Genomic DNA, 21,559 nt, shown 5'->3' with positions numbered 1-21,559 from the left:
CGGGGACGCCCTAGCGTTCGGTCACCTTGCCGTCCGCGACATCCAGACGGCGGGTGACGTGGACCGCGTCGAGCATGCGCCGGTCGTGGGTGACGAGGAGCAGCGTGCCCTCGTAGGCGTCCAGGGCCGACTCCAGTTGCTCGATGGCCGGCAGGTCGAGGTGGTTGGTGGGCTCGTCCAGGACCAGGAGGTTGACGCCCCTGCCCTGGAGGAGGGCGAGGGCGGCGCGGGTGCGTTCGCCCGGAGAGAGGGTGGCGGCGGAGCGCAGGACGTGGTCCCTCTTCAGGCCGAACTTGGCCAGCAGGGTGCGGACCTCGACCGGTTCGGTGTCCGGGACGGCCGCGCAGAAGGCGTCCAGCAGGGACTCCTCGCCGTGGAACAGCTTGCGGGCCTGGTCCACCTCGCCGATCAGGACGCCGGAGCCCAGCGCGGCCTGGCCCGCGGTCAGCGGGACGCGGCCCAGCAGGGCGCCCAGCAGCGTGGACTTGCCCGCGCCGTTGGCGCCGGTGACGGCCACGCGGTCGGCCCAGTCGATCTGGAGGGAGACCGGGCCGAGGGTGAAGTCGCCGCGCCGTACCTCCGCGTCCCGCAGGGTCGACACCACCGCGCCCGAGCGGGGCGCCGAGGCGATCTCCATGCGCAGGTCCCACTCCTTGCGCGGCTCCTCGACGACGTCCAGGCGCTCGATCATGCGCTGGGTCTGACGGGCCTTCGCGGCCTGCTTCTCGCTGGCCTCGCTGCGGAACTTGCGGCCGATCTTGTCGTTGTCGTTGTTCGCCTTGCGCCGGGCGTTCTTGACGCCTTTGTCCATCCAGGAGCGCTGCATCTGGGCGCGGTCCTGGAGGGCGGACTTCTTGTCGGCGTACTCCTCGTAGTCGTCGCGGGCGTGCCGGCGGGCCACCTCGCGCTCCTCCAGATAGGCCTCGTAGCCGCCGCCGTAGAGGTTGATCTGCCGCTGGGCGAGGTCGAGTTCGAGGACCTTGGTGACCGTGCGGGTGAGGAACTCGCGGTCGTGGCTGACGACGACCGTGCCGGCGCGCAGGCCGCCGACGAAGCGTTCCAGGCGCTCCAGGCCGTCGAGGTCGAGGTCGTTCGTCGGCTCGTCCAGCAGGAACACGTCATAGCGCGACAGGAGCAGCGAGGCCAGTCCGGCGCGGGCCGCCTGGCCGCCGGACAGGGAGGTCATCGGCTGGTCCAGGTCCACGGCCAGGCCGAGCGAGTCGGCGATCTCCTCCGCCCGCTCGTCGAGATCGGCGCCGCCCAGGTCCAGCCAGCGCTCCAGGCTTGTCGCGTAGGCGTCGTCCGCACCCGGTGCCCCGTCGACGAGGGCCTGCGTCGCGTCGTCCATCACCTGCTGGGCCTCGGCGACTCCGGTGCGGCGGGCCAGGAACTGCCGTACGGTCTCGCCGGGGCGCCGCTCCGGCTCCTGCGGGAGATGACCGACGGTCGCCGTCGGCGGGGACAGCCGCAGCTCGCCCTCCTCCGGCGCGGTCAGCCCGGCGAGCAGGCGCAGCAGTGTGGACTTGCCCGCGCCGTTGGCCCCGACCAGGCCGATCACGTCTCCGGGGGCCACGACGAGGTCGAGGCCGCTGAAGAGGGAACGGTCACCGTGGCCGGCGGCGAGGTTCTTGACGACGAGGGTGGCAGTCACAGAGGGCGATCCTAGTGGCCGTGCCGGGTCGCGAGCACCTCCGTTCCGCCCGCCGTCGCCGCCACGGGCACGGGCGTCTGCGTCATCACCGGGCCATCGCCTCCACCAGCACGCTCCCCGAGGTCCGCGCCACCACGAACGACTCCCCCTTCACCGCCTTCGCGTCCAGCGCGATGCGATGGCGGCCCGCCTCCAGGATGCCGTCGAAGACCTCGTGGGTGTGGGTGCGGTACAGGCGGTCGAGGCGGTACGCGGTCAGGCGCACCCGGCAGGGCGAGGTGACCTCGATGCCGGCCTCGCCGTCGGCGGCGACCAGCCGCGTCAGCCGGCGCTGTTCGGCCGGGCTGCGGTCCAGGGCGTGCTCGATCTGCGCCACCAGCAGCGGCACGATCGGCGCGAGGCCGTCGACGTACGTCACCTCGACTCCGGCTTCGTCGAAGGCGCCGCGTACGGCGGCGCGCTGGTCCTTGCCGACCGCGCGGCCGAAGGCGACGGCGCCGTAGGTGCGCAGTTCGTCGGCGAGGACGCCGCCCACGCCATCGGTGATCTCGGCGCCGATGCCGATGGTGCGCAGTGCGGCGGCGAGTTTGGCCAGGAGGGCGACGCGGGCACCGATGAGGAGCACGCGGCGGCGCGGCGGATCGGCGGCGTGGTCGAGCAGGGAGCCCAGCGCCGCGCGGTACCCGGTGCCCTGGAAGCGGAAGGGCCCGATGCCGTGGTACCCGTTGAGCTCCAGGTCGGCGTGTTCGTCGGTCTGCCAGGCGAAGTCCCGCCAGATGTAGTCGTCACCCTCCTTGTCGATGACCGCGGTGACGGCACCGCAGGCGAGGTCCGCGCACTCGGGGCAGCCGTAGATGACATACCTGCCTCCTGGAAGCGGGGCTTCCGCCTCCAGGAGCAGGCTGCGGACGTGTGCGGTGAAGATGGCGGGCGGGACGTCGGAGGCGAGCGGGGAGACGGCGTCGAGGTCGGACAGCTGGAACAGCAGCGGGCGTCCGTCGACGATGAAGTCCACGAAGTCCCGGTGCACCTGGAAGTCACCGTTGGCGAGGACGCCACCGGCACGCATCGCCGGTGCCAGGCCGAAGGTCGCGTACTCGGCAGACATGCTGTGAGTATCCCCAGAGCGGGACCGATATGAGCGCGGCATGACATATTCCGCTACGTCCCGCCCTGGCAGGCGAACAGGTGGCCGAAACGCGGCCGTCCGTACGCCGCTCAGCCGTGGTCGTGGCCGAGCGGGTCGCCCTCCGCCTCCGTGCCGGCGCCCGGTCCGACCCTGATCTCGAACTCACCGTCGTATTTCTTGTGGCCCGCGATCACGGCGAGTCCGACGGCCTCGGAGCCCATCTCGCCGCGCACGATGACCGGGTCCCGGCGCAGATCGCGCATGAGGGCGACGCACGCCCCGATCATCACCAGGACGAAGGGCGCGGCGGCCAGGATCGTGAGGTTCTGCAGGCCGGTGAGCGCGTCGCCCTGACCGCTGCCGATCAGCAGCATGATGGCCGCGACTCCTCCGGTCACCACACCCCAGAACACGACGACGAAGCGGCCGGGTTCCAGAGAGCCCTTCTGGGAGAGCGTGCCCATCACGATGGAGGCGGCGTCGGCTCCCGAGACGAAGAAGATGCCGACCAGGATCATCACGAGCAGGCTGGTGGCGGTGGCGATGGGGAACTCCTGGAGAAGGCCGAAGAGTTGGCCCTCGGGGGTTTCCTCGCCGCTGAGCCCGCCGCCTTCCTTCACCTTCATCGCGGTACCGCCGAAGATCGCGAACCAGACGAGGCTGACGGTGCTGGGCACGAGGATCACGCCGCCGACGAACTGCCGGATGGTGCGGCCCCGGCTGATGCGGGCGATGAACATGCCGACGAAGGGCGTCCAGGAGATCCACCAGGCCCAGTAGAAGACGGTCCAGCTGCCGAGCCAGTCCGCGACGCCCTCGCCGCCGCTGGCCTCGGTGCGGCCGGCGAGCTGGGGCAGATCGCCGAGGTAGGCGAAGATCGAGGTGGGCAGCAGGTCGAGGACGATGATCGTGGGGCCCGCGATGAACACGAAGACCGCGAGGATCAGCGCCAGCACCATGTTGATGTTGGACAGCCACTGGATGCCCCGCTCGATGCCGGAGATGGCCGAGGCGACGAAGGCCAGGGTCAGTACGGCGATGATCGCGACGAGCAGACCGGTGCTCACGTCGTCCATCCAGTCCAGTTCCTGGAAGCCGGAGCCGATCTGGAGCGCGCCGAGGCCCAGGGAGGCCGCGGAGCCGAAGACGGTGGCGATGATCGCCAGGATGTCGATGACCCGGCCCGCGGTGCCGTTAGCGTGCTTCTCTCCGATCAGCGGGGTGAAGACGGCGCTGATGGTCTGGCGGCGGCGTTTGCGGAAGGTGCTGTAGGCGATGCCGAGTCCGACCACCGCGTAGATCGCCCAGGGGTGCAGCGTCCAGTGGAAGAGGGTGGTGGCCATCGCCGTCTCCATGCGTTCGCCGGAGTTGGCGGGGTCCGTGCCCGGTGGCGGGGTCGTGTAGTGCGCGAGCGGCTCGCTCACGCCGTAGAACATCAGTCCGATGCCCATGCCGGCGCTGAACATCATCGCGACCCAGGACACCGTCTTGAACTCGGGCTCCTCGCCCTCGGCGCCGAGGTGGATACGGCCGTAGCGGCTGATAGCGAGCCACAGTGCGAAGACCACGAAGCCCGAGGCGGCCAGCATGAACGCCCAGCCGCCGTTGTGGATCAGCCCGTTGAGCATCTTCGTGGAGACGCTCTCCAGCGAGTCCGTGGCCGCCCAGCCCCAGATCACGAAGGCCACCGTGATGGCCGCGGTGACCCCGAACACGACTCGGTCGGTTTGGCGGCCGGAAGCGTCCGCTGGACCCTCCGGGCCGCCACCCCTGTTCTTCAGATCGTCAGTCATCTGCGGCACCTTCCCCTGGAAACGGTGGGTACGCCGGTTTCCACGTCGTTTCCCAGGACCTACCACAGATCCCGCCGATCGCAGCCGCTTCAGCAGTCGGTGTCGGGCTCACCGGCCGTGAGGTGGTAAGGAGCGCGCTCGTCGAGCAGCAGCGGGACGAGGGCGCGCAAGGACTGGCGGAGCGGGACGTAGGTGCCGTGTGTCCGCACCCCGTGCAGGGCGAGTTCATCCTTCACCTGCGCGTACTGCTCCGCGGTGAGCCGGTAGCCGCAGGGCGGGTCCTGGATCACCTCGGCCGGTTCGGGCGGGTCGTTGTCGGCGCCGCCGAGATAGACCGGGCCGGCGTCGGCGTAGCCCGTGAGACGGGCCAGGCCGGTCGCCGCCTCGACCTGACCGCGCCGGGCGTCGGTGAAGTCGAACAGGCCGCCCAGCGCGGAGAGTTGGGAGTGCACCCGGCGCCGGTTGTTGAGGGCCTGGTCCGCCTTCTCCGCTTCAGTGAGCGGGTCGACGCGGCTCTCGATGAGCAGGCCCACCGAGTGCTTGACGCCGGACATGTTCCGCAGGATGCGCTCCTGGCCGTCACCGGCGACCTGCCGGATCGGATCGCCCGTCTCGGGGTCGGTCCAGATGCCGTACGTGCCGGTCGAGTAGCCGGCGTCGGTCGCGGCGGGGCGCACATACGACTCGGACAGGGACTGTGCGGCGTCGTGGACGTGCGTGTCGGTGTTGAGGTTGCGCGGCCACAGGTCGAACAGGTCCTTGTCGTAGTACGGCGGTGTGGCGCCGTACTCGTGCAGGTCGTAGATGACGTCGGGCCGCTGGTCGCGGATGACCGCGGCCATGGCACGCCCCTCCGCGGTCGCCAGCGTGATGTGGTCGCGGTTGATGTCCACCCCGTCGCTGTTGCCGCGGGTGTCGGCGGCCCGGCCGTCGGGGTTGGCGGTGGGCACGAGAAGCAGGGTGGTGCGCTCCAGGAAGCGCAGGGTCTGCCGGTCCTTGGCGTAGGCCAGGTCGCGGACGGTGGTCAGACAGGCCTCGCGGCCCGAGGGTTCGTCGCCGTGCTGGCTGCACACCAGCAGCACCTTGTTCGGGGTGGGCCGGGTGCCGATGCGGACGAGCTGGAGCGGGCGGCCCTGTTTCGTCGTCCCGATACCGGCGACGGACACCCGGTCGCTGGCCTTGTCGACCGCGGCGAGGAACTGCTGCTCCTCGGCCTGACCGGTCCAGCGGGCGCCGTTCGACTCCTCGAAGCCGGTGCGGGGCGGGGCGTCGGCGGCATGGGCCGGTATGGCCACGAGGGACGCGGCGAGGGCCGCCGCGGTCACGGTGAGGGTACGGATGCGGGTCACCGGCCTCCCTCCGGGATGCGGTGAGCGGGGCGCGGTGCGGGCTTCACGCCGTCGAGGAGCTTGGCCGCGGGGGCGGCTGACGGCGCGTCGGCCATGGCGCGTGCGAAGGCCTGGGCGCCGCCGACCAGCGGGACGCGTGCCTTCGTACGGGAGAGGTCGAGGGTGAGCGTCGGCTTGGTCGAGGGCGGATCGATCAGGTCCTTGTCCGTGCCCGCGACGATCAGGGCGAGGCGGTGGCCGGCCGGGACCACGTGGTCGGTGGCCGCCAGGTCGAGGGTGATCGTGTACGGCTTGCCCGGGGTGAGCGGTTTGCCGGTCAGATCCGAGGCATGGTTGCCGAGGTCCGCCCAGCCGCGGCTGACGACGGTGTAGTCGACGTCGGCGGTCTTGGCCTTGGTCTCCTTGAAGCAGGCGCTGTCACCCGTGGTGCCGACGCCCCAGCAGGTGCGGTCGGTGAGCGTGCTGATGCCCTCGCCGCTCGCCGCGTAGTCGCGGATGGTGTCGGGGCCGAGGTCGACCAGGACGGCGGAGAGATGGGCCGTCGAAGTGGTCGGGGTGGCGGTGACGGTGACCTCGGAGGAGCCGGACAGGCGCAGGTCGCGGCCGAGCGGCTTGGTCGCGAAGCCCGCCTTGTCGGGGGTGGACCGGTCGATGTGCGCGGCCCAGTCGGTCTCGCTGTGCCCCGGGTCGTCGGTGAAGGTCTCGGTGCCCTTGCCCTTGCTCAGGCCGAGGGTGCCGACGCCCGCCTGGGAGCCCTTGGCGGGGCGCAGGGTGGTGGTGTCGGTGCCGCGCGGCGGCCAGACCTTCGAGGTCGCCCACTGGTCGGGGTGGCGTTCGATGTCGGCCATCGGCTCATGGTCGATGCCGTTGTCGTAGCCGAGGAGTTCGTGGTCGAACCAGCGGTGCAGGGTCTCGACCCACTGGGCGCGCCGGAAGTCGAAGGGGTCGACGTGCCCGGTCTGGGAGAGCCAGATCTTGCGCTCGACGCCGCTCTTCGCGAGGGCGTCCCACCACTGTCCGAGGTGCTTCATCCGGACGTTGAGGTCCTGCATGCCGTGGATGGCGAAGACGCTGGCGCGCACCTTGCGCGCGTCCTTCACGTAGTCCCGCTCGGTCCACAGCGGCGTCCAGTCGCCGGTGCGCGGTGCCCCGTCGACGAGCATCTGCTGGACCGAGCCGCACTTGGCGCGGGCGTCGGGGCTGTCGACGTATTCGGAGAGCCCGTCGGGGCCGGAGTCGTACAGCGGGGCGCCCTGCTGGAAGTAGTAGTCGTACCAGGAGGAGATGGCGCTGATCGGCACGATGGTCTTCAGGCCCTCGACCCCGGTGGCGGCGACGCCGTTGGCGATGGTGCCGTCCCAGCTCTTGCCGATCATGCCGGTGCGGCCGTTGGTCCACTTGGCCGTGGCCCTGGCGCTGCCGGTGCGTGTCGTATACGCCTTGGCGCGGCCGTTCAGCCAGTCGACGACGGCCTTCGCGGATTGGATGTCGGAGCGGCCGCCGACGTCCACGCAGCCGTCGGAGCGGTTGGTGCCGGCGAGGTCGACGCCGACGAAGGCGTAGCCGCGGGGCACGAAGTAGTTGTCGTAGAACAGCGGCATCTGGACGACGTGACCGTCGGCGTCGTAGGTCTTCTTCTGGCTCTCGTTGCCGCGCCCGCAGCAGGAGTAGTACGGGCTGGCGTCCATGATGACGGGCACCTTGCGGCCCTGCGCGGCCGCTTCGCGCGGCCGGACGATGTCGACGGCGACGCGGTCGCGCTTGCCGTCGCGGTCGAGGTCGAGTCCGGTGTCCACCCAGACGACCTCGCGGACGGCGTTCTCGTAGGAGTGGACGGGCTTGCTCTCCCGTGGGCCGGCGTGGGCCGTCGCGGGAGCGAGGAACGTGGCCACCAGGGCGGCCACGGCCGCTGTCGCGAGCGGTCTCCAGATCATGAAGCGCGTGCGTTTCGGCATGCGCGGACGGTACATCGGTCAACTCCCGTGCAGAAGAGGGCAGCTGACGGCACATGAAGTGTCGTGTGGCCGATAAACACTCTTGTGGCGGATCCACTCATGTCGGCCGAATGGCGATCGTGTGACGGCGGTGGTCATGGACACGCAGGGGGCACAGGTACTCAATAGGCTCCGGACAGACTTCGGCCCCTACGACTTGGAGCTTTCGTGCACCGCAGATTGATGGCGCCGGGCGCACTCGCAGCCGCCTCCTTGATGCTGGCGATCCCGGCTTCGGCCGCGAGTCACTCCCCCGGCGCTCCGGGCATCGGTGACCCCTACTACCCGGCCTACGGCAACGGCGGCTACGACGTCTCCCACTACGACCTCCGGCTGAAGTACCAGCCGGCCACGGACCAGCTGGAGGGTACGGCGACCCTGCTGGCGAAGACCACACAGGACCTGTCCCGCTTCAATCTGGACTTCCTGCTGGATGTCAGCGAGGTCCGGATCAACGGCGCGAAGGCGTCGTTCGCGACCTCCGGCGAGCACGAGCTGGAGATCACGCCGCAGAAGCCGCTGGCCAAGGGCACGTCCGTCACCGTCGTCGTGCGCTACCGGGGCGTGCCGTCGACGAAGGAGGCGTACGGCTTCAACGCGTGGCTGCGCACCTCGGACGGCGGGATCGTCGCGGGTGAGCCGGAGGGGTCCTGGTGGTGGTACCCGAGCAACGACCACCCGCGCGACAAGGCGACCTACGACGTGTCGGTGCAGGTGCCGGACGGCACGCAGTTCATCTCCAACGGAACGCTCCAGTCGACGAGTTCACGGGCGGGCTGGACGCGCTACAACTGGCGGTCCAACAAGCCGCAGGCCACCTATCTGGCCACGTTCGCGGCGGGACGCTTCGACGTCACCACGGGGACGTCCGAGAGTGGAATTCCGGTCATCAACGCCTACAGCAAGAATCTCGGTGACCGCGCGGGGGCGGCGCGGGCGAGCATCGAGCGGACCGGGGAGATCGCCGACTGGCTGAGCGAGTACTTCGGGCCGTATCCGTACAACGCGCTCGGCGGGTTCGTGCCGAACACGAACACCGGGTACGCGCTGGAGACGCAGACCCGGCCGTACTACAGCCCCGCCAACTTCGCGAACGGGTCCAACACCTCCGTCGTCGTGCATGAACTTGCCCATCAGTGGTGGGGCGACCTGGTGTCCGTGGATCAGTGGAAGGACATCTGGATCAACGAGGGCTTCGCGCGGTACGCGCAGTGGCTGTGGTCCGAGCACGAGGGCGAGGGGACGACACAGGAGATCGCCGACTACGTGTACGCCTCGCGGTCGGCCGACGACCCGTTCTGGACGGTCGAGCCGGGTGACCCCGGTCCGGACAACCAGTTCCACATCGCCGTCTACGACCGGGGTGCGCTGGCCCTTCAGGCGCTGCGCAACAAGATCGGGGACGACGCGTTCTTCGCCATTCTGCAGGGGTGGCCGCAGAAGTACGCCTACGGCAACGCGTCGGTGGCCGACTTCGAGCGGTACGCGGAGGAGGTGTCCGGCAAGCCGCTGGCGGCGCTGTTCGACACGTGGCTGTTCCAGCCGTCGAAGCCGGCCACGTCTGCGGCGCGCGGTGCGTCCATCGCCAAGTCTGCGGTGGCGCCCGCGCAGCCGAAGTCGTGGAAGAAGATCGCCGCGACCAATGAGGTGCACGGGCACCAGGTGCGCCGCTGAAGGTGCCACGTCACGTCATCGGGCGGCTGCGGGCGCGTTGTGGCTGATCGCGCAGTTCCCCGCACCCCTCAGGGGGTTGCAGTGCGCGTGAGTAGGTCGTCCAGGCCTATCGCATCCGTCTCCGTCGACGGCACCGTGCACGCGTGGGCGCCGGCGATCGTGCCGAACAGGGCGCTGCGCCGGGGTGTCTCGCGGTTCAGCCAGGCGTAGAGGAACGCGGCGGCGAAGGCGTCGCCCGCGCCGTTGGAGTCCACCACCGGCGCGGGCGGCGGCACGGCGGGTACGTGGGTGAGCTCGTCGTCGGCCAGTACGTACGCGCCCTTCGCGCCCGCCGTGGCCACGACCACCTCGGCCCGGCCCCGATCGGCGATGCGGCGCATCGTGCGCTCGGGGTCGGCGAGGGCGGCGGCGGACACGAAGACGACGTCCGCCGCGTGCGCGAACGGCTCGTGGTACGGGTTCTCGCCGTCCCAGTCGTGCAGGTCGGTGGAGAGCGTCGCGCCCGACTCGCGCAGGAGCGGCAGGGAATGGGCGCAGGGCTGGGTGATGGTGACGTGGACGTGGCGGCTCGCACCGGCCAGGGCACGCACCGTGGCCTCCGGGAAGCGGTCGTGGGCGTGGGCGCGGCTGGTGTCGTACAGCGACAGTCGTCTGCCGTCGGGACCGACCAGGTTGACGGCGCGCTTCGTCCCCGCGGGCTGCGGGATCGCGGTGAGCGCGATGCCCTTCTCGCGGTGCAGCGCGCGGACGAGGTCGCCCTCGGGGTCGTCGCCGAGCATGTCGAGGTGGTGGGTGCGCAGGCCCAGGGCGCTCAGACCGACGGCCACGAAGTCGCCGGTCTGGCCCGCGCGGGTGCGGATCCCCGAGTCGATCATGTAGCTGTCGGCGTACGGCAGCGGTAGCTCCGGCACGTACACGATGGTGTCCACGCCCGCGCCGCCCAGCACGAGCACGTCGATGTCGCGGCTCAACTCCCGCCCTCCCCATGGTCGTAGACCGTGACGGCGATCCCACGTCGCACCAGCCGCTCGATGATCAGCGGCTCGACCCGGGACCACCTGCCACCGGCCAAGCCGCAGCCTATCCGGGGCATGTGGACCGACGCGCCGAGGTCGGCGGCCTTCTCGGCCAGCCTCTCCAGCGCGGCGTCGATCGCCTCGTAGCGCACGGGGACGCCCTTGCTGCCCGTGCGGATGCCGCGCTGGCCGACCATGTTGGCCACCCAGACGCAGGGCTCGACCTGGACTAGCCGGACCGCGCCCAGCCCGAAGTCGTTCGAGGCGCGGTCGCGGTGCCATGACCGGTAGGACTTCTCCGGCTCCGGCCAGCGGCGCGACAGGGCCAGGACGAAGCCCTTGCCCCATCCCCCGATGTCGTTGCAGACATGGGCGATCACCTTGACGCCCTTCACCGACGGAACGGTGGCGTCACCCCGGACGTAAGTGATCTCCGACATGACGCCACCGTAGAGGCCGCCACTGACAACGGCCCCGGAATTACTTCGTGAGCTCGGCCAGCTCCTGATCCTCCGTCTTCGCGACCCGGCGTCGGACCGCGTACCAGCCGGCGACCAGCATCACGGCGATGGCCGGGATGAGCAGCAGCGTCTTGCGGCCGACCTCGGGGTCGTTCCACATCATGCCGAGGCAGGCCAGCAGGAAGACGACCGTGGCGATCTCCGTGACCGGGCTGCCGGGCAGGCGGAAGGAGGGACGGTCCACCAGACCCGCCTTGGCGCGGCGGACGAAGATCAGGTGACAGACCATGATGATCACCCAGGTCGAGATGATGCCGAGGGAGGCCACGTTCAGCACGATCTCGAAGGCCTGGCTGGGCATCAGGTAGTTCAGGCCGACACCGAGCACGCACACCGCGCAGGTGAGCAGGATGCCGCCGTAGGGGACCTGGCTGCGGTTCATGCGGGCCGTGAACTTCGGGGCCGAGCCCGCCATCGCCATCGAGCGCAGGATGCGGCCCGTGGAGTACAGGCCGGAGTTGAGGGACGACATCGCCGCCGTGAGGACCACCAGGTTCATCACGTCACCCGCCGCCGGGACGCCGATCTTCGACAGGACCGTGACGAAGGGGCTCTGGTCGGCCGAGTACACCGAACCGGGCAGGAGGAGGGCCAGCAGGACGACGGAGCCCACGTAGAAGACGCCCACGCGCCACATGATCGAGTTCACCGCGCGCGGGACGACCTTCTCCGGCTCCGCGGTCTCGCCCGCGGCGACACCGACCAGCTCCAGCGCGGCGTACGCGAAGATCACGCCCTGCATCACCAGGACCACCGGCATCATGCCGTGCGGGAAGACACCGCCGTTGTCGGTGATGACGCTCGGGCCGGGGGTCTGGCCGCCGACCTCGTGCTGGGTGGCGAGCAGGAAGATGCCGACGAACATGAAGGCGACGAGGGTGGCGACCTTGATGATCGCGAACCAGAACTCCATCTCGCCGAAGATCTTCACCGAGATCAGGTTCACCGCCAGCACCACGGCCAGCGCGATCAGGGCGAGCGTCCACTGGGGGATGCTCGTGAACATGCTCCAGTAGTGCGTGTAGAGCGCGATCGCGGTGATGTCGGCGATACCGGTCGTCGACCAGTTCAGGAAGTACATCCAGCCCGCGACGTACGCGCCCTTCTCACCGAGGAACTCGCGCGCGTACGACACGAAGGAGCCCGACGAGGGGCGGTAGAGGACCAGTTCGCCGAGGGCTCTCACCACGAAGAAGGCGAAGATGCCGCAGACCAGATAGGCGATCGCCAGCGCGGGGCCCGCGCTGTGGAGGCGACCGCCGGCGCCGAGGAAGAGGCCGGTGCCGATGGCACCGCCGATGGCGATCATGTTGACGTGGCGGGCCTTGAGGTCCTTGCTGTAACCGGCGTCGCCCGCGTCCGCGGGCACCTGGGCCGCGTCGGTACGGGATGCGGCCACTGCCGTGTTCACGGCGTCCTTGCTCACGGGTGGTACCACTCTCTGGTGCGCCCGAGCGGGTCGCGCTCGGGTGTCCGGACGAACGTATGGCCTGCGCCCTTCGTAAAAGGCACAGACCAAGGGGCCACCTTCCCCCACGGAACGCGGCTCACGCGGTGGCGTACGTCACACAGCGTTACTTCTCACACGGCTGTCACATCGGTCGCGGGAGGTGTCACAGCAGTGGTGAGACAGCGATACTGCTGCACATGACGACCGGCATCGAGGAACCCACCCTCACGATCGACGAGCTGGCCGCGCGGGCGGGGATGACGGTCCGCACGGTGCGGTTCTACGGCACCAAGGGGCTGCTCCCGCCTCCGGTGATCGGTCCGCGCCGGGTGGGGCACTACGGGCGGGAGCACCTGGCCCGGCTCGCGCTGATCGAGGAGCTTCAGCAGCAGGGCATGACGCTGGCCGCCATCGAGCGGTATCTGCAGCAGCTGCCGCCCGAGCTGGACGCCCATGACCTCGCCGTTCACCGGGCCGTCGTGGCCTCCTGGGCGCCGTACGCCGTCGAGACGGTGACGCGCGGGGAACTGGAGCGGCGGGCGAGGCGGGCGCTCGGCGACGACGACGTGGAGCGGCTGGTCGCCATGGGTGTCGTGGAGGCCTGTGAAGGGGGGTACCGCGTCGACCTCGGGCTGCTGCGGCTCGGCGTCGGACTGCTGGACGTACCGCTGTCGCACGAGGCGATCCTCGCGGCGCGCAGCGTCCTCATCGACCACTCGCGCGCCGCCGCGCACGAACTGTCGCGGCTTTTCCGCGGCGAGGTGTCCGAGCGGGCGGCGCAGGATGTGAAATCACTCTCCGCGTACATGCAACCCCTGGTGGTGCAGGCTCTGCTGACGACCTTTCAGCGCTCCCTGCGCGAGGACCTGCGGGAGTGGCTGGGCGGCATGCCGGAGTCAGCGGCGTCAGATGAAGGCGGATCCGCCTGACACGTTCAGGGTCTGCCCGGTCAGGAAGCCGCTGCCCTCGTCGACGACGTACAGCAGGGTCGACACCAGGTCGCACGGCACCTGTGTTCGACCTACGGCCGGCTGCGCGCGGACGTCCTCGAAGAGCCGCCGTCGGCGCCGACCGTGCGCTGAGCGGTGGCGGTGCGGACCATGCTGGGCGCGATCGCGTTGACCGTGATGCCGTACGGCGCGAGCGTGACGGCGAACTCCTGTCCGAGGCCCAGTGCCGCTGCGGTCACCAGGGCGGTACGCGTCTCCATGGGGAGTGTGATGACGCGTCAGTCGCTCGGCAAGGGCGCATTCCACATGCCTGAACGGCGCTGCAGGGACGGGTGGCCATGGGGGCTCCTCGTGGGGCGGGACCGCGCTGCCGGCTGCCCGGTCAGCATCGGCTGCCCCGCCTCACGAGGGCAAGAGCCGCCTGTCGCTCAGCGATTCGTCAGCGGCCGTCCGTGAAGGTCTCCCCCTTCTCGGCCTTCTCGACCAGCAGCGCGGGCGGCGCGAACCGCTCCCCGTACGTCTCCGCCAGCTCACGGGCGCGTGCCACGAAGCCGGCGACACCGCCCTCATAGCCGTTGATGTACTGCAGGACGCCGCCCGTCCAGCCGGGGAAGCCGATGCCGAAGACAGAGCCGATGTTGGCGTCGGCGACCGACGTCAGGACGCCCTCCTCCACCAGCCGGACCGTGTCCAGGGCCTCGGAGAACAGCATGCGTTCCTGCATGTCACGGAAGGGGATCTCCGCGCCCTCACGCGTGAAGTGCTCGCGCAGCCCCGGCCACAGAGCCGTCCGCCTGCCGCCCTCGTCGTAGTCGTAGAAGCCCGCGCCGCCACTGCGTCCGGGGCGGTCGAACTCGTCGACCATGCGGTCGATGACGGCCTCGGCGGGGTGCCCGGCCCAGGTGCCGCCCGCCTCCTCCACGGCCCGCTTGGACTCGTTGCGGATCTTGCGGGGCAGCGTGAGCGTCAGCTCGTCCATCAGGGACAGGACCTTCGCCGGGTAGCCCGCCTGCGCCGCCGCCTGCTCCACCGACGCGGGCTCGATGCCCTCGCCGACCATCGCGACGCCCTCGTTGATGAAGTGGCCGATGACCCGGGAGGTGAAGAAGCCGCGCGAGTCGTTCACGACGATCGGCGTCTTGTTGATCTGCCGGACCAGGTCGAAAGCGCGGGCCAGCGCCTCCTCCCCCGTCCGTCCGCCCTTGATGATCTCCACGAGCGGCATCTTGTCGACCGGCGAGAAGAAGTGCAGTCCGATGAAGTCGGCCTGGCGCTCCACGCCTTCGGCGAGGACGGTGATCGGCAGCGTCGAGGTGTTGGAGCACAGCAGCGCGTCCGGCTCGACGATGGACTCGATCTCCTGGAAGACCTTGTGCTTGAGCTCCGGGTTCTCGAAGACGGCCTCGATGACCGCGTCGCAGCCGGCCACGTCCTGCGGGTCCGCCGCCGGCGTGATGCGGGCGAGCAGCGCGTCGGCCTTCTCCTGCGTCGTACGGCCCCGGGAGACCGCCTTCGCGCACAGCTTCTCCGAGTAGGCCTTGCCCTTGGCGGCGGCTTCGAGCGACACGTCCTTCAGAACGACGTCGATACCGGCGCGGGCGCATGAGTAGGCGATGCCCGCGCCCATCATCCCGGCGCCCAGCACGGCGACCTTGCGGACCTTGCGCGGCTCGATGCCCTTGGGGCGGTTCGCGCCGGAGTTGACGGCCTGGAGGTCGAAGAAGAACGCCTGGATCATGTTCTTGGACGTCTGGCCCGCCGCCAGCTCCACGAAGTAGCGCGCCTCGATGACCTGCGCGGTCTCGAAGTCGACCTGGGAGCCCTCGACGGCGGCCGCGAGGATGTTGCGCGGGGCCGGGTAGGGCGCGCCGCCTGTCTGCTTGCGCAGGTTGGCCGGGAAGGCGGGCAGGTTCGCCGCGAACTTGGGGTTGGCGGGCGTGCCGCCGGGGATGCGGTAGCCCGGCCTGTCCCAGGGCTGCTGCGACTCCGGGTGGGCCTCGATGAACGCGCGCGCCTTGGCGAGCAGTTCGTCCTGGGTGGTGGCCACGTCGTCGATCAGGCCGTTCTGGAGGGCGCGCTGCGGGTTGTACTGGGTGCCCTGGAGCAGCACCTTCAGCAGGGCGTCGGCGATCCCGAGCAGACGTACGGTGCGGACGACACCGCCGCCGCCCGGCAGCAGGCCGAGGGTGACCTCGGGGCAGCCGATCTTGGAGCCGGGCGCGTCGAGGGCGATGCGGTGGTGGCAGGCGAGCGCGATCTCGTAACCGCCGCCCAGGGCCGCGCCGTTCAGCGCGGCGACGACCGGCTTGCCCAGGGTCTCGATGCGGCGCAGCTGACGCTTGATCGCCATGCCGCCCTCGAAGAGGTCCTGCGCGGTCTCCGGGGTGACGCGGATGAGGTCGCGCAGGTCGCCGCCCGCGAAGAAGGTCTTCTTGGCGGAGGTGATGATGACACCGCGGATGGTGTCCTTCTCGGCCTCCAGGCGGTCGGTGATCACGGCGAGGGAGTCGCGGAACGCCTGGTTCATGGTGTTCGCGGACTGGTCGGGGTCGTCCAGGACGAGGGTGACGACGCCTTCGCGGTCCTGTTCCCAGCGGATGGTGGTGGACTCAGTGCTCATGTGGAGGTGCTCCGTGTGATCCGTCGGGAGGGGGGTCAGATGCGCTCGACGATGGTGGCGATGCCCATGCCGCCGCCCACGCAGAGCGTGGCGAGGCCGTACCGCTTGTCCTGGCGCTCCAGTTCGTCGACGAGCGAGCCGAGGATCATGGCGCCGGTCGCGCCGAGGGGGTGGCCCAGGGCGATGGCGCCGCCGTTGACGTTGACCTTGTCCAGGGACAGGCCCATGTCCCGCACGAAGCGCAGCACGACCGCCGCGAACGCCTCGTTGATCTCGACGAGGTCGATGTCGTCGATGGTCAGGCCGGCCTTGGCGAGCGCCTTGCGGGTGGCGGGCGCGGGGCCGGTGAGCATGATGGTGGGCTCGGAGCCGGAGACGGCGGCCGAGATGATGCGGGCGCGCGGGGTGAGTCCGTAGCGCTCGCCGATCTCCTTGTTGCCGATGGCGACCAGGGAGGCGCCGTCGACGATGCCGGAGGAGTTGCCCGCGTGGTGCACGTGGTCGATCTTCTCGACCCAGTGGTACTTCTGCAGCGCCACGGCGTCGAAGCCGCCCAGGTCGCCGATGTCCGCGAAGGACGCCTTCAGCTTGGCGAGGGAGTCGGCGGTGGTGCCGGGGCGCATGTGCTCGTCGTGGTCGAGGACGACGAGGCCGCTGCGGTCCTTGACCGGGACGACGGAGCGGTCGAAGCGCCCCTCCTTCCAGGCCGTCGCCGCCCGCTCCTGGGACAGCGCCGCGTACTCGTCGACGTCGCGGCGGGAGAAGCCCTCGATGGTGGCGATCAGGTCGGCGCCGATGCCCTGCGGCACGAAGTTGACGGAGAGGTTGGTCATCGGGTCGTTGAACCAGGCGCCGCCGTCGGAGGCCATCGGCACCCGGGACATGGACTCCACGCCGCCCGCGAGGACGAGGTCCTCGAACCCGGAGCGGACCTTGGCGGCGGCCATGTTGACGGCCTCCAGGCCGGACGCACAGAAGCGGTTCTCCTGGACGCCCGCCACGGTGTCCGGCAGCCCGGCTGCGATCGCCGCGATCCGCGCGATGTCGGAGCCCTGGTCGCCGACCGGGCCGACGACGCCGAGCACGATGTCGTCGATGGCGGCCGGGTCGAGGCCGGGGAAGCGGTCGCGGATCTCGTGGATGAGGCCGACGACCAGATCGATGGGCTTGGTGCCGTGCAGGGCGCCGTTCGCCTTGCCGCGGCCGCGCGGGGTGCGGATCGCGTCGTACACGTACGCTTCGGTGCTCACAGGGAGGCCTTTCGGGGGTGAGGGTCGGCCGGGCGAGGGATTCCCGGCCGGGCGGGAGGGCGTTAGCCGAGCAGGGAACGGCCGATGATCTCCTTCATGATCTCGGTGGTCCCGCCGTAGATGGTCTGGATACGGCCGTCGGTGAAGGCACGGGCGACCGGGTATTCGCTCATGTAGCCGTACCCGCCGTGCAGTTGCAGACAGCGGTCCGCCACCCGCTTCTGCAGCTCGGTCGCCCACCACTTGGCCATCGACGCGTGGACGGCGTCGAGCTCTCCGTTCGAGTGATCCTCGATGCAGCGGTCCAGGAACGTGCGGGTGACGGCGCACTCGGTGGCCATCTCGGCCACCTCGAAGCGGACGTGCTGCTTGGTCGCCAGCGGCCGGCCGAAGGCCTCGCGGTCCTTGACGTACTCGGTGGTGATCTCCAGCAGGTGCTCGGCCGCCGCGATGGCGGAGACCGCGATGCTCAGGCGCTCCTGCGCGAGGTTCGTCATCAGGTGCAGGAAGGCGCCGTTGAGGTCGCCGAGGAGGTTCTCCCTGGGCACCCGGACGTCGTGGAAGAACAGCTCGGCCGTGTCCTGCGCCTTCTGGCCGATCTTGTCGAGGTTTCGACCGCGTTCGAAACCGTCCATGCCGCGCTCGACCACGAGCAGCGACAGCCCGTGCGCACCGCCCTCGGGGGTCGTCTTCGCCACCACGATCACCAGGTCGGCGAGGATGCCGTTGGAGATGAACGTCTTGGAGCCGTTAAGCACCCAGTGGTCGCCGCGGTCCTCGGCGTGCGTGCGGATGCCCTGAAGGTCGGAGCCGGCGCCGGGCTCGGTCATCGCGATGGCGGTGATCAGCGAGCCGTCGCAGAAGCCGGGCAGCCAGCGGCGCTTCTGCTCGTCGGTGGCGAGGCCGGTCAGATACGGGCCGATGATGTCGTTGTGCAGGCCGAGCGCGAGGCCCGGGGCACCCGCGCGCGTGAACTCCTCGGCGAGTACGGCGCTGTAGCGGAAGTCGGGGGTGCCACCGCCGCCGTACTCCTCGGACACCGCCATGCCGAGCAGGCCCTGCTTGCCCGCGGCGCGCCAGGCGTCGCGGGAGACGATGCCGTCCTTCTCCCACTGCTCGTAGTGCGGCAGTACCTCCCGGTCCAGGAAGCTGCGCACGGTCGCGCGGAACGCGTCGTGCTCGGGGGCGAAGATCTGCCTCTTCATGCCAGGCCCTTCGTCGCGGGGCCGTCCGTGCCGGCGCCCTTCAGCAGGTCGGGTACGTCCCAGTCGCGGGCCACGGCCGCGATGTCGGCGCCGGGCCGCGCCGGGCCGCTGCCCACGGTCGTCGGGGTCGCCGAGAAGCGCGGCGCCGGGGCGGGCTGGGTGATGCCGCCGTGGTCGGTGAAGGTGCCGCGGGCGGCGAGGTGCGGGTGGTGCGGGGCCTCGCGCAGGGACAGCACGGGAGCGACGCAGGCGTCGGAGCCCTCGAAGACGGACGTCCACTCGTCCCTGGTGCGGGACTTGAAGCGGGCCGCGACCACCTCGCGCAGCTCGCCCCAGCGCGAGACGTCCTTACGGGCGGACGCGAAGTCGTCGATGCCGAGGAGCGCCAGGAACTCGTCGTAGAACTGCGGTTCCAGAGCACCGACCGCCATGTACCGGCCGTCGGCCGTCTCATAGGTGCCGTAGTAGGGGCAGCCGCCGTCCAGGAGGTTGACGCCGCGCCGGTCCTGCCAGCCGCCGGCGGCGAGCATGCCGTGGATCATCGCGGAGAGATGGGCGGTGCCGTCGACGATGGCGGCGTCGACGACCTGGCCGGTGCCGGTGGCCCGGGCGTGGTGGAGGGCGGCGAGGGCGCCGACGACGAGGTAGAGGGAGCCGCCCGCGTAGTCGCCGACCAGGTTGGCGGGGACGGCGGGCGGTTCATCGGGGTTGCCGATCATGCCGAGGGTGCCGGTGAGCGCGATGTACGCGATGTCGTGGCCGGCACGGTGGGCGAGCGGTCCGTCCTGGCCCCAGCCGGTCATGCGGCCGTAGACGAGCCGGGGGTTGCGGGCGTGGCAGGCCTCGGGGCCGACGCCGAGGCGCTCGGCGACCCCGGGGCGGTAGCCCTCGATGAGGATGTCGGCGCGGGCGGCGAGGTCCAGCACGCGCGCGGGACCGTCGGGGGACTTCAGGTCGACGATCACCGAGCGCTTGTTGCGGTTGGTGATGTCGTACGCGGTGTCGATGGCGAGTCCCGTGCCGCCGGGCCGGTCCACGCGGACTACGTCGGCGCCGAGGTCGGCGAGGAGCATGGCGGCGAACGGGCCCGGCCCGATTCCGGCCAGCTCGACCACACGCACGCCCGTGAGCGGGCCGTGCCCGGGCGTCGTTGCCGTTGTCATCCAGCCCCCATTGGCGTGACACAACTGATGTAACACCAGCGATGCTAAGAATGTGTTCCAGCGGAAACAAGAGCAAGCGCTTAGAAAGTTACCGGTCGGAAGGTCGGCTGCGAACCGGCGCGGAGGGAATCAGCGCGCGTCCAGCTCCGCTATCAGCCGCTTCGGCGCGATCGTGCGATAGCTCTCCTCCACCCAGTCGCACAGCAGCTCCGCCGCCGGGGCACCCTGCTGCTCCAGCGGGATGGAGACCCAGCCCGACTTGCCCAGGCCGTATCCGGCGGGCTCGGCGCCCGGACAGGTCAGGGCGTGCGCGTGGGCCGACTCGTCCTTGAGCTTCACCGTGATGCCCATCGGGTAGCTGCCGTCGTCGACGCCGAGGAAGACGAACACCTTCTTGTTGACCTTCGCGACCGTCTCGCCCCAAGGGAACTCCTCGACGGCATCGGGCATCCCGAGGGCGAACTCGCGTACTTTTTCCCACTTCTTCAGGGCAGTCCTGGGTACGGCCACCGCATACCTCCGGGCTCGTCGTCGGGCTCCGCACACCTCACGCTAGCCTCGGCCACCGACAACGGCGCGTGGTGCGGGACCAAGGGGTGTCATGAGCAGGCTGAGCAGGACGGACCGTCCGTACGACATCGTGCTCTTCGGAGCGACGGGCTTCGTGGGAGTACTCACCGCGGAGTATCTCGCCGAGCACGCGCCCGAGGGGCTGCGCTGGGCGATCGCCGGCCGCAGCAAGCGCAAGCTGGAGCGCCTGCGCGAGTCGCTGCCCGGTGGTGAGGGGATCGGGGTGCTGGAGGCGGACGTCGCCGACCCGGCGTCGATGCGCCGGCTCGCGGAGCACGCGCGCGTGGTGGCCACGACGGTGGGCCCCTACGTGATGTACGGCGAGGATCTCGTCGCGGCCTGCGCGGACACCGGCGCCGACTATCTGGACCTCTCCGGCGAGCCGGAGTTCGTGGACCTGACGTACGTCCGGCACGACGCACGCGCGCGTGAGACGGGCGCACGGCTGGTGCACGCGTGCGGCTTCGACTCGGTCCCGCACGACCTGGGCGCGTACTTCACCGTCCAGCAGCTGCCGGAGGGCGTGCCGCTGACGGTCGACGGATTCGTGACGGCCGACGCCACCTTCTCGGGCGGTACCTTCGCATCGGCGCTCAACCAGTTCGCGCGCGGGCGCCAGATGCTGGCCGCCGGGCGGGATCGCGCGCGCCACGAGCCGCGGCTGATGGGACGCCGGGCGGCGGCGCCGACGAGCGTGCCCCGGTTCGCCAAGGAGGTCGGCGCCTGGGCACTGCCGCTGCCGACGATCGACCCGCAGATCGTCAAGCGCTCCGCGCGTGCCCTCGAGCGCTACGGCCCGGACTTCCGCTACCGCCACTACGCCGCCGTACGGCACCTTCCCGTCGCGGTCGGCGGGGTCGCGGCGATGGGCGCGCTCTTCTCGGCAGCCCAACTGCCGCCGGCCCGCCGCTGGTTGTCCGACCGGCTCAAGCCCGGCGAGGGTCCTGGCCCCGAGAAGCGCGCGCGGAGCTGGTTCTCCGTCCGTTTCGTCGGCGAGGGCGGCGGCCGGCGGGTGTTCACCGAGGTGGCCGGGGGCGACCCCGGGTACGGCGAGACGGCGAAGATGTTCGCCGAGTCGGCCCTCTCCCTGGCCTTCGACGACCTGCCGGACACGGCAGGCCAGGTCACCACGGCGGTCGCGATGGGCGACGCCCTGATCGACCGTCTGCAAGCGGCGGGCATCACCTTCCGGGTGGCCGCCACCCGCTGAACCGGCCGCGACGC

At 70.5% G+C, this 21,559-nt stretch carries 17 protein-coding genes; 3 read left to right on the top strand and 14 right to left on the bottom strand.

The window, feature by feature from the left end; genetic code table 11:
- Positions 1-10 precede the first annotated feature (10 nt).
- The 5 genes from ACFQ6S_RS01020 to ACFQ6S_RS01000 all read right to left on the bottom strand — a co-directional run bounded on the left by ACFQ6S_RS01020 (position 11) and on the right by ACFQ6S_RS01000 (position 7,877).
- Positions 11-1,651 (bottom strand): ABC-F family ATP-binding cassette domain-containing protein, encoded by a 1,641-nt coding sequence (locus ACFQ6S_RS01020; protein WP_383401537.1) that lies wholly within the window; start codon positions 1,649-1,651, stop codon positions 11-13.
- 85 nt (positions 1,652-1,736) lie between these two features.
- Positions 1,737-2,759 carry an oxidoreductase gene (locus tag ACFQ6S_RS01015; protein WP_383401534.1) on the bottom strand — a complete coding sequence of 341 codons (1,023 nt, stop codon included), beginning with the start codon at positions 2,757-2,759 and terminating at the stop codon, positions 1,737-1,739.
- A 110-nt stretch (positions 2,760-2,869) separates the two neighbouring features.
- Entirely contained in the window at positions 2,870-4,573 is a 1,704-nt protein-coding gene (locus ACFQ6S_RS01010) for a BCCT family transporter (protein WP_383401532.1), read from the bottom strand.
- Between the two features lie 89 nt (positions 4,574-4,662).
- Complete coding sequence (locus tag ACFQ6S_RS01005; protein WP_383401529.1) at positions 4,663-5,922, bottom strand: M14 family metallocarboxypeptidase; 1,260 nt, start codon at positions 5,920-5,922, stop codon at positions 4,663-4,665.
- Positions 5,919-7,877, bottom strand: a complete 1,959-nt coding sequence (locus ACFQ6S_RS01000; protein ID WP_383401527.1) for a Xaa-Pro dipeptidyl-peptidase — start codon at positions 7,875-7,877, stop codon at positions 5,919-5,921. The genes ACFQ6S_RS01005 and ACFQ6S_RS01000 overlap by 4 nt, the downstream gene beginning before the upstream one ends.
- A 207-nt stretch (positions 7,878-8,084) precedes the next feature.
- Between ACFQ6S_RS01000 and ACFQ6S_RS00995 the strand changes: the two genes are divergently transcribed.
- On the top strand, positions 8,085-9,590 hold the full coding sequence (locus ACFQ6S_RS00995) for a M1 family metallopeptidase (RefSeq protein WP_383401524.1): 1,506 nt from the start codon (positions 8,085-8,087) through the stop codon (positions 9,588-9,590).
- A 68-nt stretch (positions 9,591-9,658) separates the two neighbouring features.
- Here ACFQ6S_RS00995 and ACFQ6S_RS00990 read toward each other — a convergent pair whose 3' ends face one another.
- From ACFQ6S_RS00990 to ACFQ6S_RS00980, 3 genes are read right to left on the bottom strand one after another with little or no spacing between them, the layout of a single operon-like run.
- Positions 9,659-10,561 carry a PfkB family carbohydrate kinase gene (locus tag ACFQ6S_RS00990; protein ID WP_383401521.1) on the bottom strand — a complete coding sequence of 301 codons (903 nt, stop codon included), beginning with the start codon at positions 10,559-10,561 and terminating at the stop codon, positions 9,659-9,661.
- The gene (locus ACFQ6S_RS00985; protein ID WP_383401518.1) at positions 10,558-11,046 is read right to left on the bottom strand and encodes a macro domain-containing protein; all 489 of its coding nucleotides are present in this window, start codon (positions 11,044-11,046) and stop codon (positions 10,558-10,560) included. The genes ACFQ6S_RS00990 and ACFQ6S_RS00985 overlap by 4 nt, the downstream gene beginning before the upstream one ends.
- Positions 11,047-11,086: 40 nt before the next feature.
- Positions 11,087-12,553 carry an amino acid permease gene (locus ACFQ6S_RS00980; protein WP_383401515.1) on the bottom strand — a complete coding sequence of 489 codons (1,467 nt, stop codon included), beginning with the start codon at positions 12,551-12,553 and terminating at the stop codon, positions 11,087-11,089.
- A gap of 221 nt (positions 12,554-12,774) precedes the next feature.
- On the opposite strand from ACFQ6S_RS00980, the gene ACFQ6S_RS00975 reads away from it, so the two are divergent.
- Positions 12,775-13,506, top strand: a complete 732-nt coding sequence (locus ACFQ6S_RS00975) for a MerR family transcriptional regulator (RefSeq protein WP_383401512.1) — start codon at positions 12,775-12,777, stop codon at positions 13,504-13,506.
- 92 nt (positions 13,507-13,598) lie between these two features.
- On the opposite strand, the gene ACFQ6S_RS00970 is transcribed toward ACFQ6S_RS00975, so the two are convergent.
- The 6 genes from ACFQ6S_RS00970 to ACFQ6S_RS00945 all read right to left on the bottom strand — a co-directional run bounded on the left by ACFQ6S_RS00970 (position 13,599) and on the right by ACFQ6S_RS00945 (position 20,275).
- On the bottom strand, positions 13,599-13,787 hold the full coding sequence (locus ACFQ6S_RS00970) for an SDR family oxidoreductase (RefSeq protein ID WP_383401509.1): 189 nt from the start codon (positions 13,785-13,787) through the stop codon (positions 13,599-13,601).
- Between the two features lie 179 nt (positions 13,788-13,966).
- The gene (locus tag ACFQ6S_RS00965; RefSeq protein ID WP_383401507.1) at positions 13,967-16,147 is read right to left on the bottom strand and encodes a 3-hydroxyacyl-CoA dehydrogenase NAD-binding domain-containing protein; all 2,181 of its coding nucleotides are present in this window, start codon (positions 16,145-16,147) and stop codon (positions 13,967-13,969) included.
- Positions 16,148-16,182: 35 nt separating this feature from the next.
- On the bottom strand, positions 16,183-17,397 hold the full coding sequence (locus ACFQ6S_RS00960) for an acetyl-CoA C-acetyltransferase (RefSeq protein WP_383401504.1): 1,215 nt from the start codon (positions 17,395-17,397) through the stop codon (positions 16,183-16,185).
- A gap of 62 nt (positions 17,398-17,459) precedes the next feature.
- Entirely contained in the window at positions 17,460-18,602 is a 1,143-nt protein-coding gene (locus tag ACFQ6S_RS00955) for an acyl-CoA dehydrogenase family protein (protein ID WP_383401500.1), read from the bottom strand.
- Positions 18,599-19,765 carry a CaiB/BaiF CoA transferase family protein gene (locus tag ACFQ6S_RS00950; protein ID WP_383401497.1) on the bottom strand — a complete coding sequence of 389 codons (1,167 nt, stop codon included), beginning with the start codon at positions 19,763-19,765 and terminating at the stop codon, positions 18,599-18,601. The genes ACFQ6S_RS00955 and ACFQ6S_RS00950 overlap by 4 nt, the downstream gene beginning before the upstream one ends.
- Positions 19,766-19,894: 129 nt before the next feature.
- Positions 19,895-20,275 carry an MmcQ/YjbR family DNA-binding protein gene (locus ACFQ6S_RS00945; RefSeq protein ID WP_383401494.1) on the bottom strand — a complete coding sequence of 127 codons (381 nt, stop codon included), beginning with the start codon at positions 20,273-20,275 and terminating at the stop codon, positions 19,895-19,897.
- A 91-nt stretch (positions 20,276-20,366) separates the two neighbouring features.
- Here ACFQ6S_RS00945 and ACFQ6S_RS00940 point away from each other — a divergent pair, with 91 nt between their 5' ends.
- Entirely contained in the window at positions 20,367-21,545 is a 1,179-nt protein-coding gene (locus ACFQ6S_RS00940; RefSeq protein ID WP_383401491.1) for a saccharopine dehydrogenase family protein, read from the top strand.
- The last annotated feature ends 14 nt before the right edge of the window (positions 21,546-21,559 follow it).

Source organism: Streptomyces sp. NPDC056479, assembly GCF_042795335.1.
GTDB lineage: Bacteria > Actinomycetota > Actinomycetes > Streptomycetales > Streptomycetaceae > Streptomyces.
The sequence above is the reverse complement of the archived record's forward strand: the minus strand, read 5'-3'. Positions and strand labels throughout refer to the sequence as shown.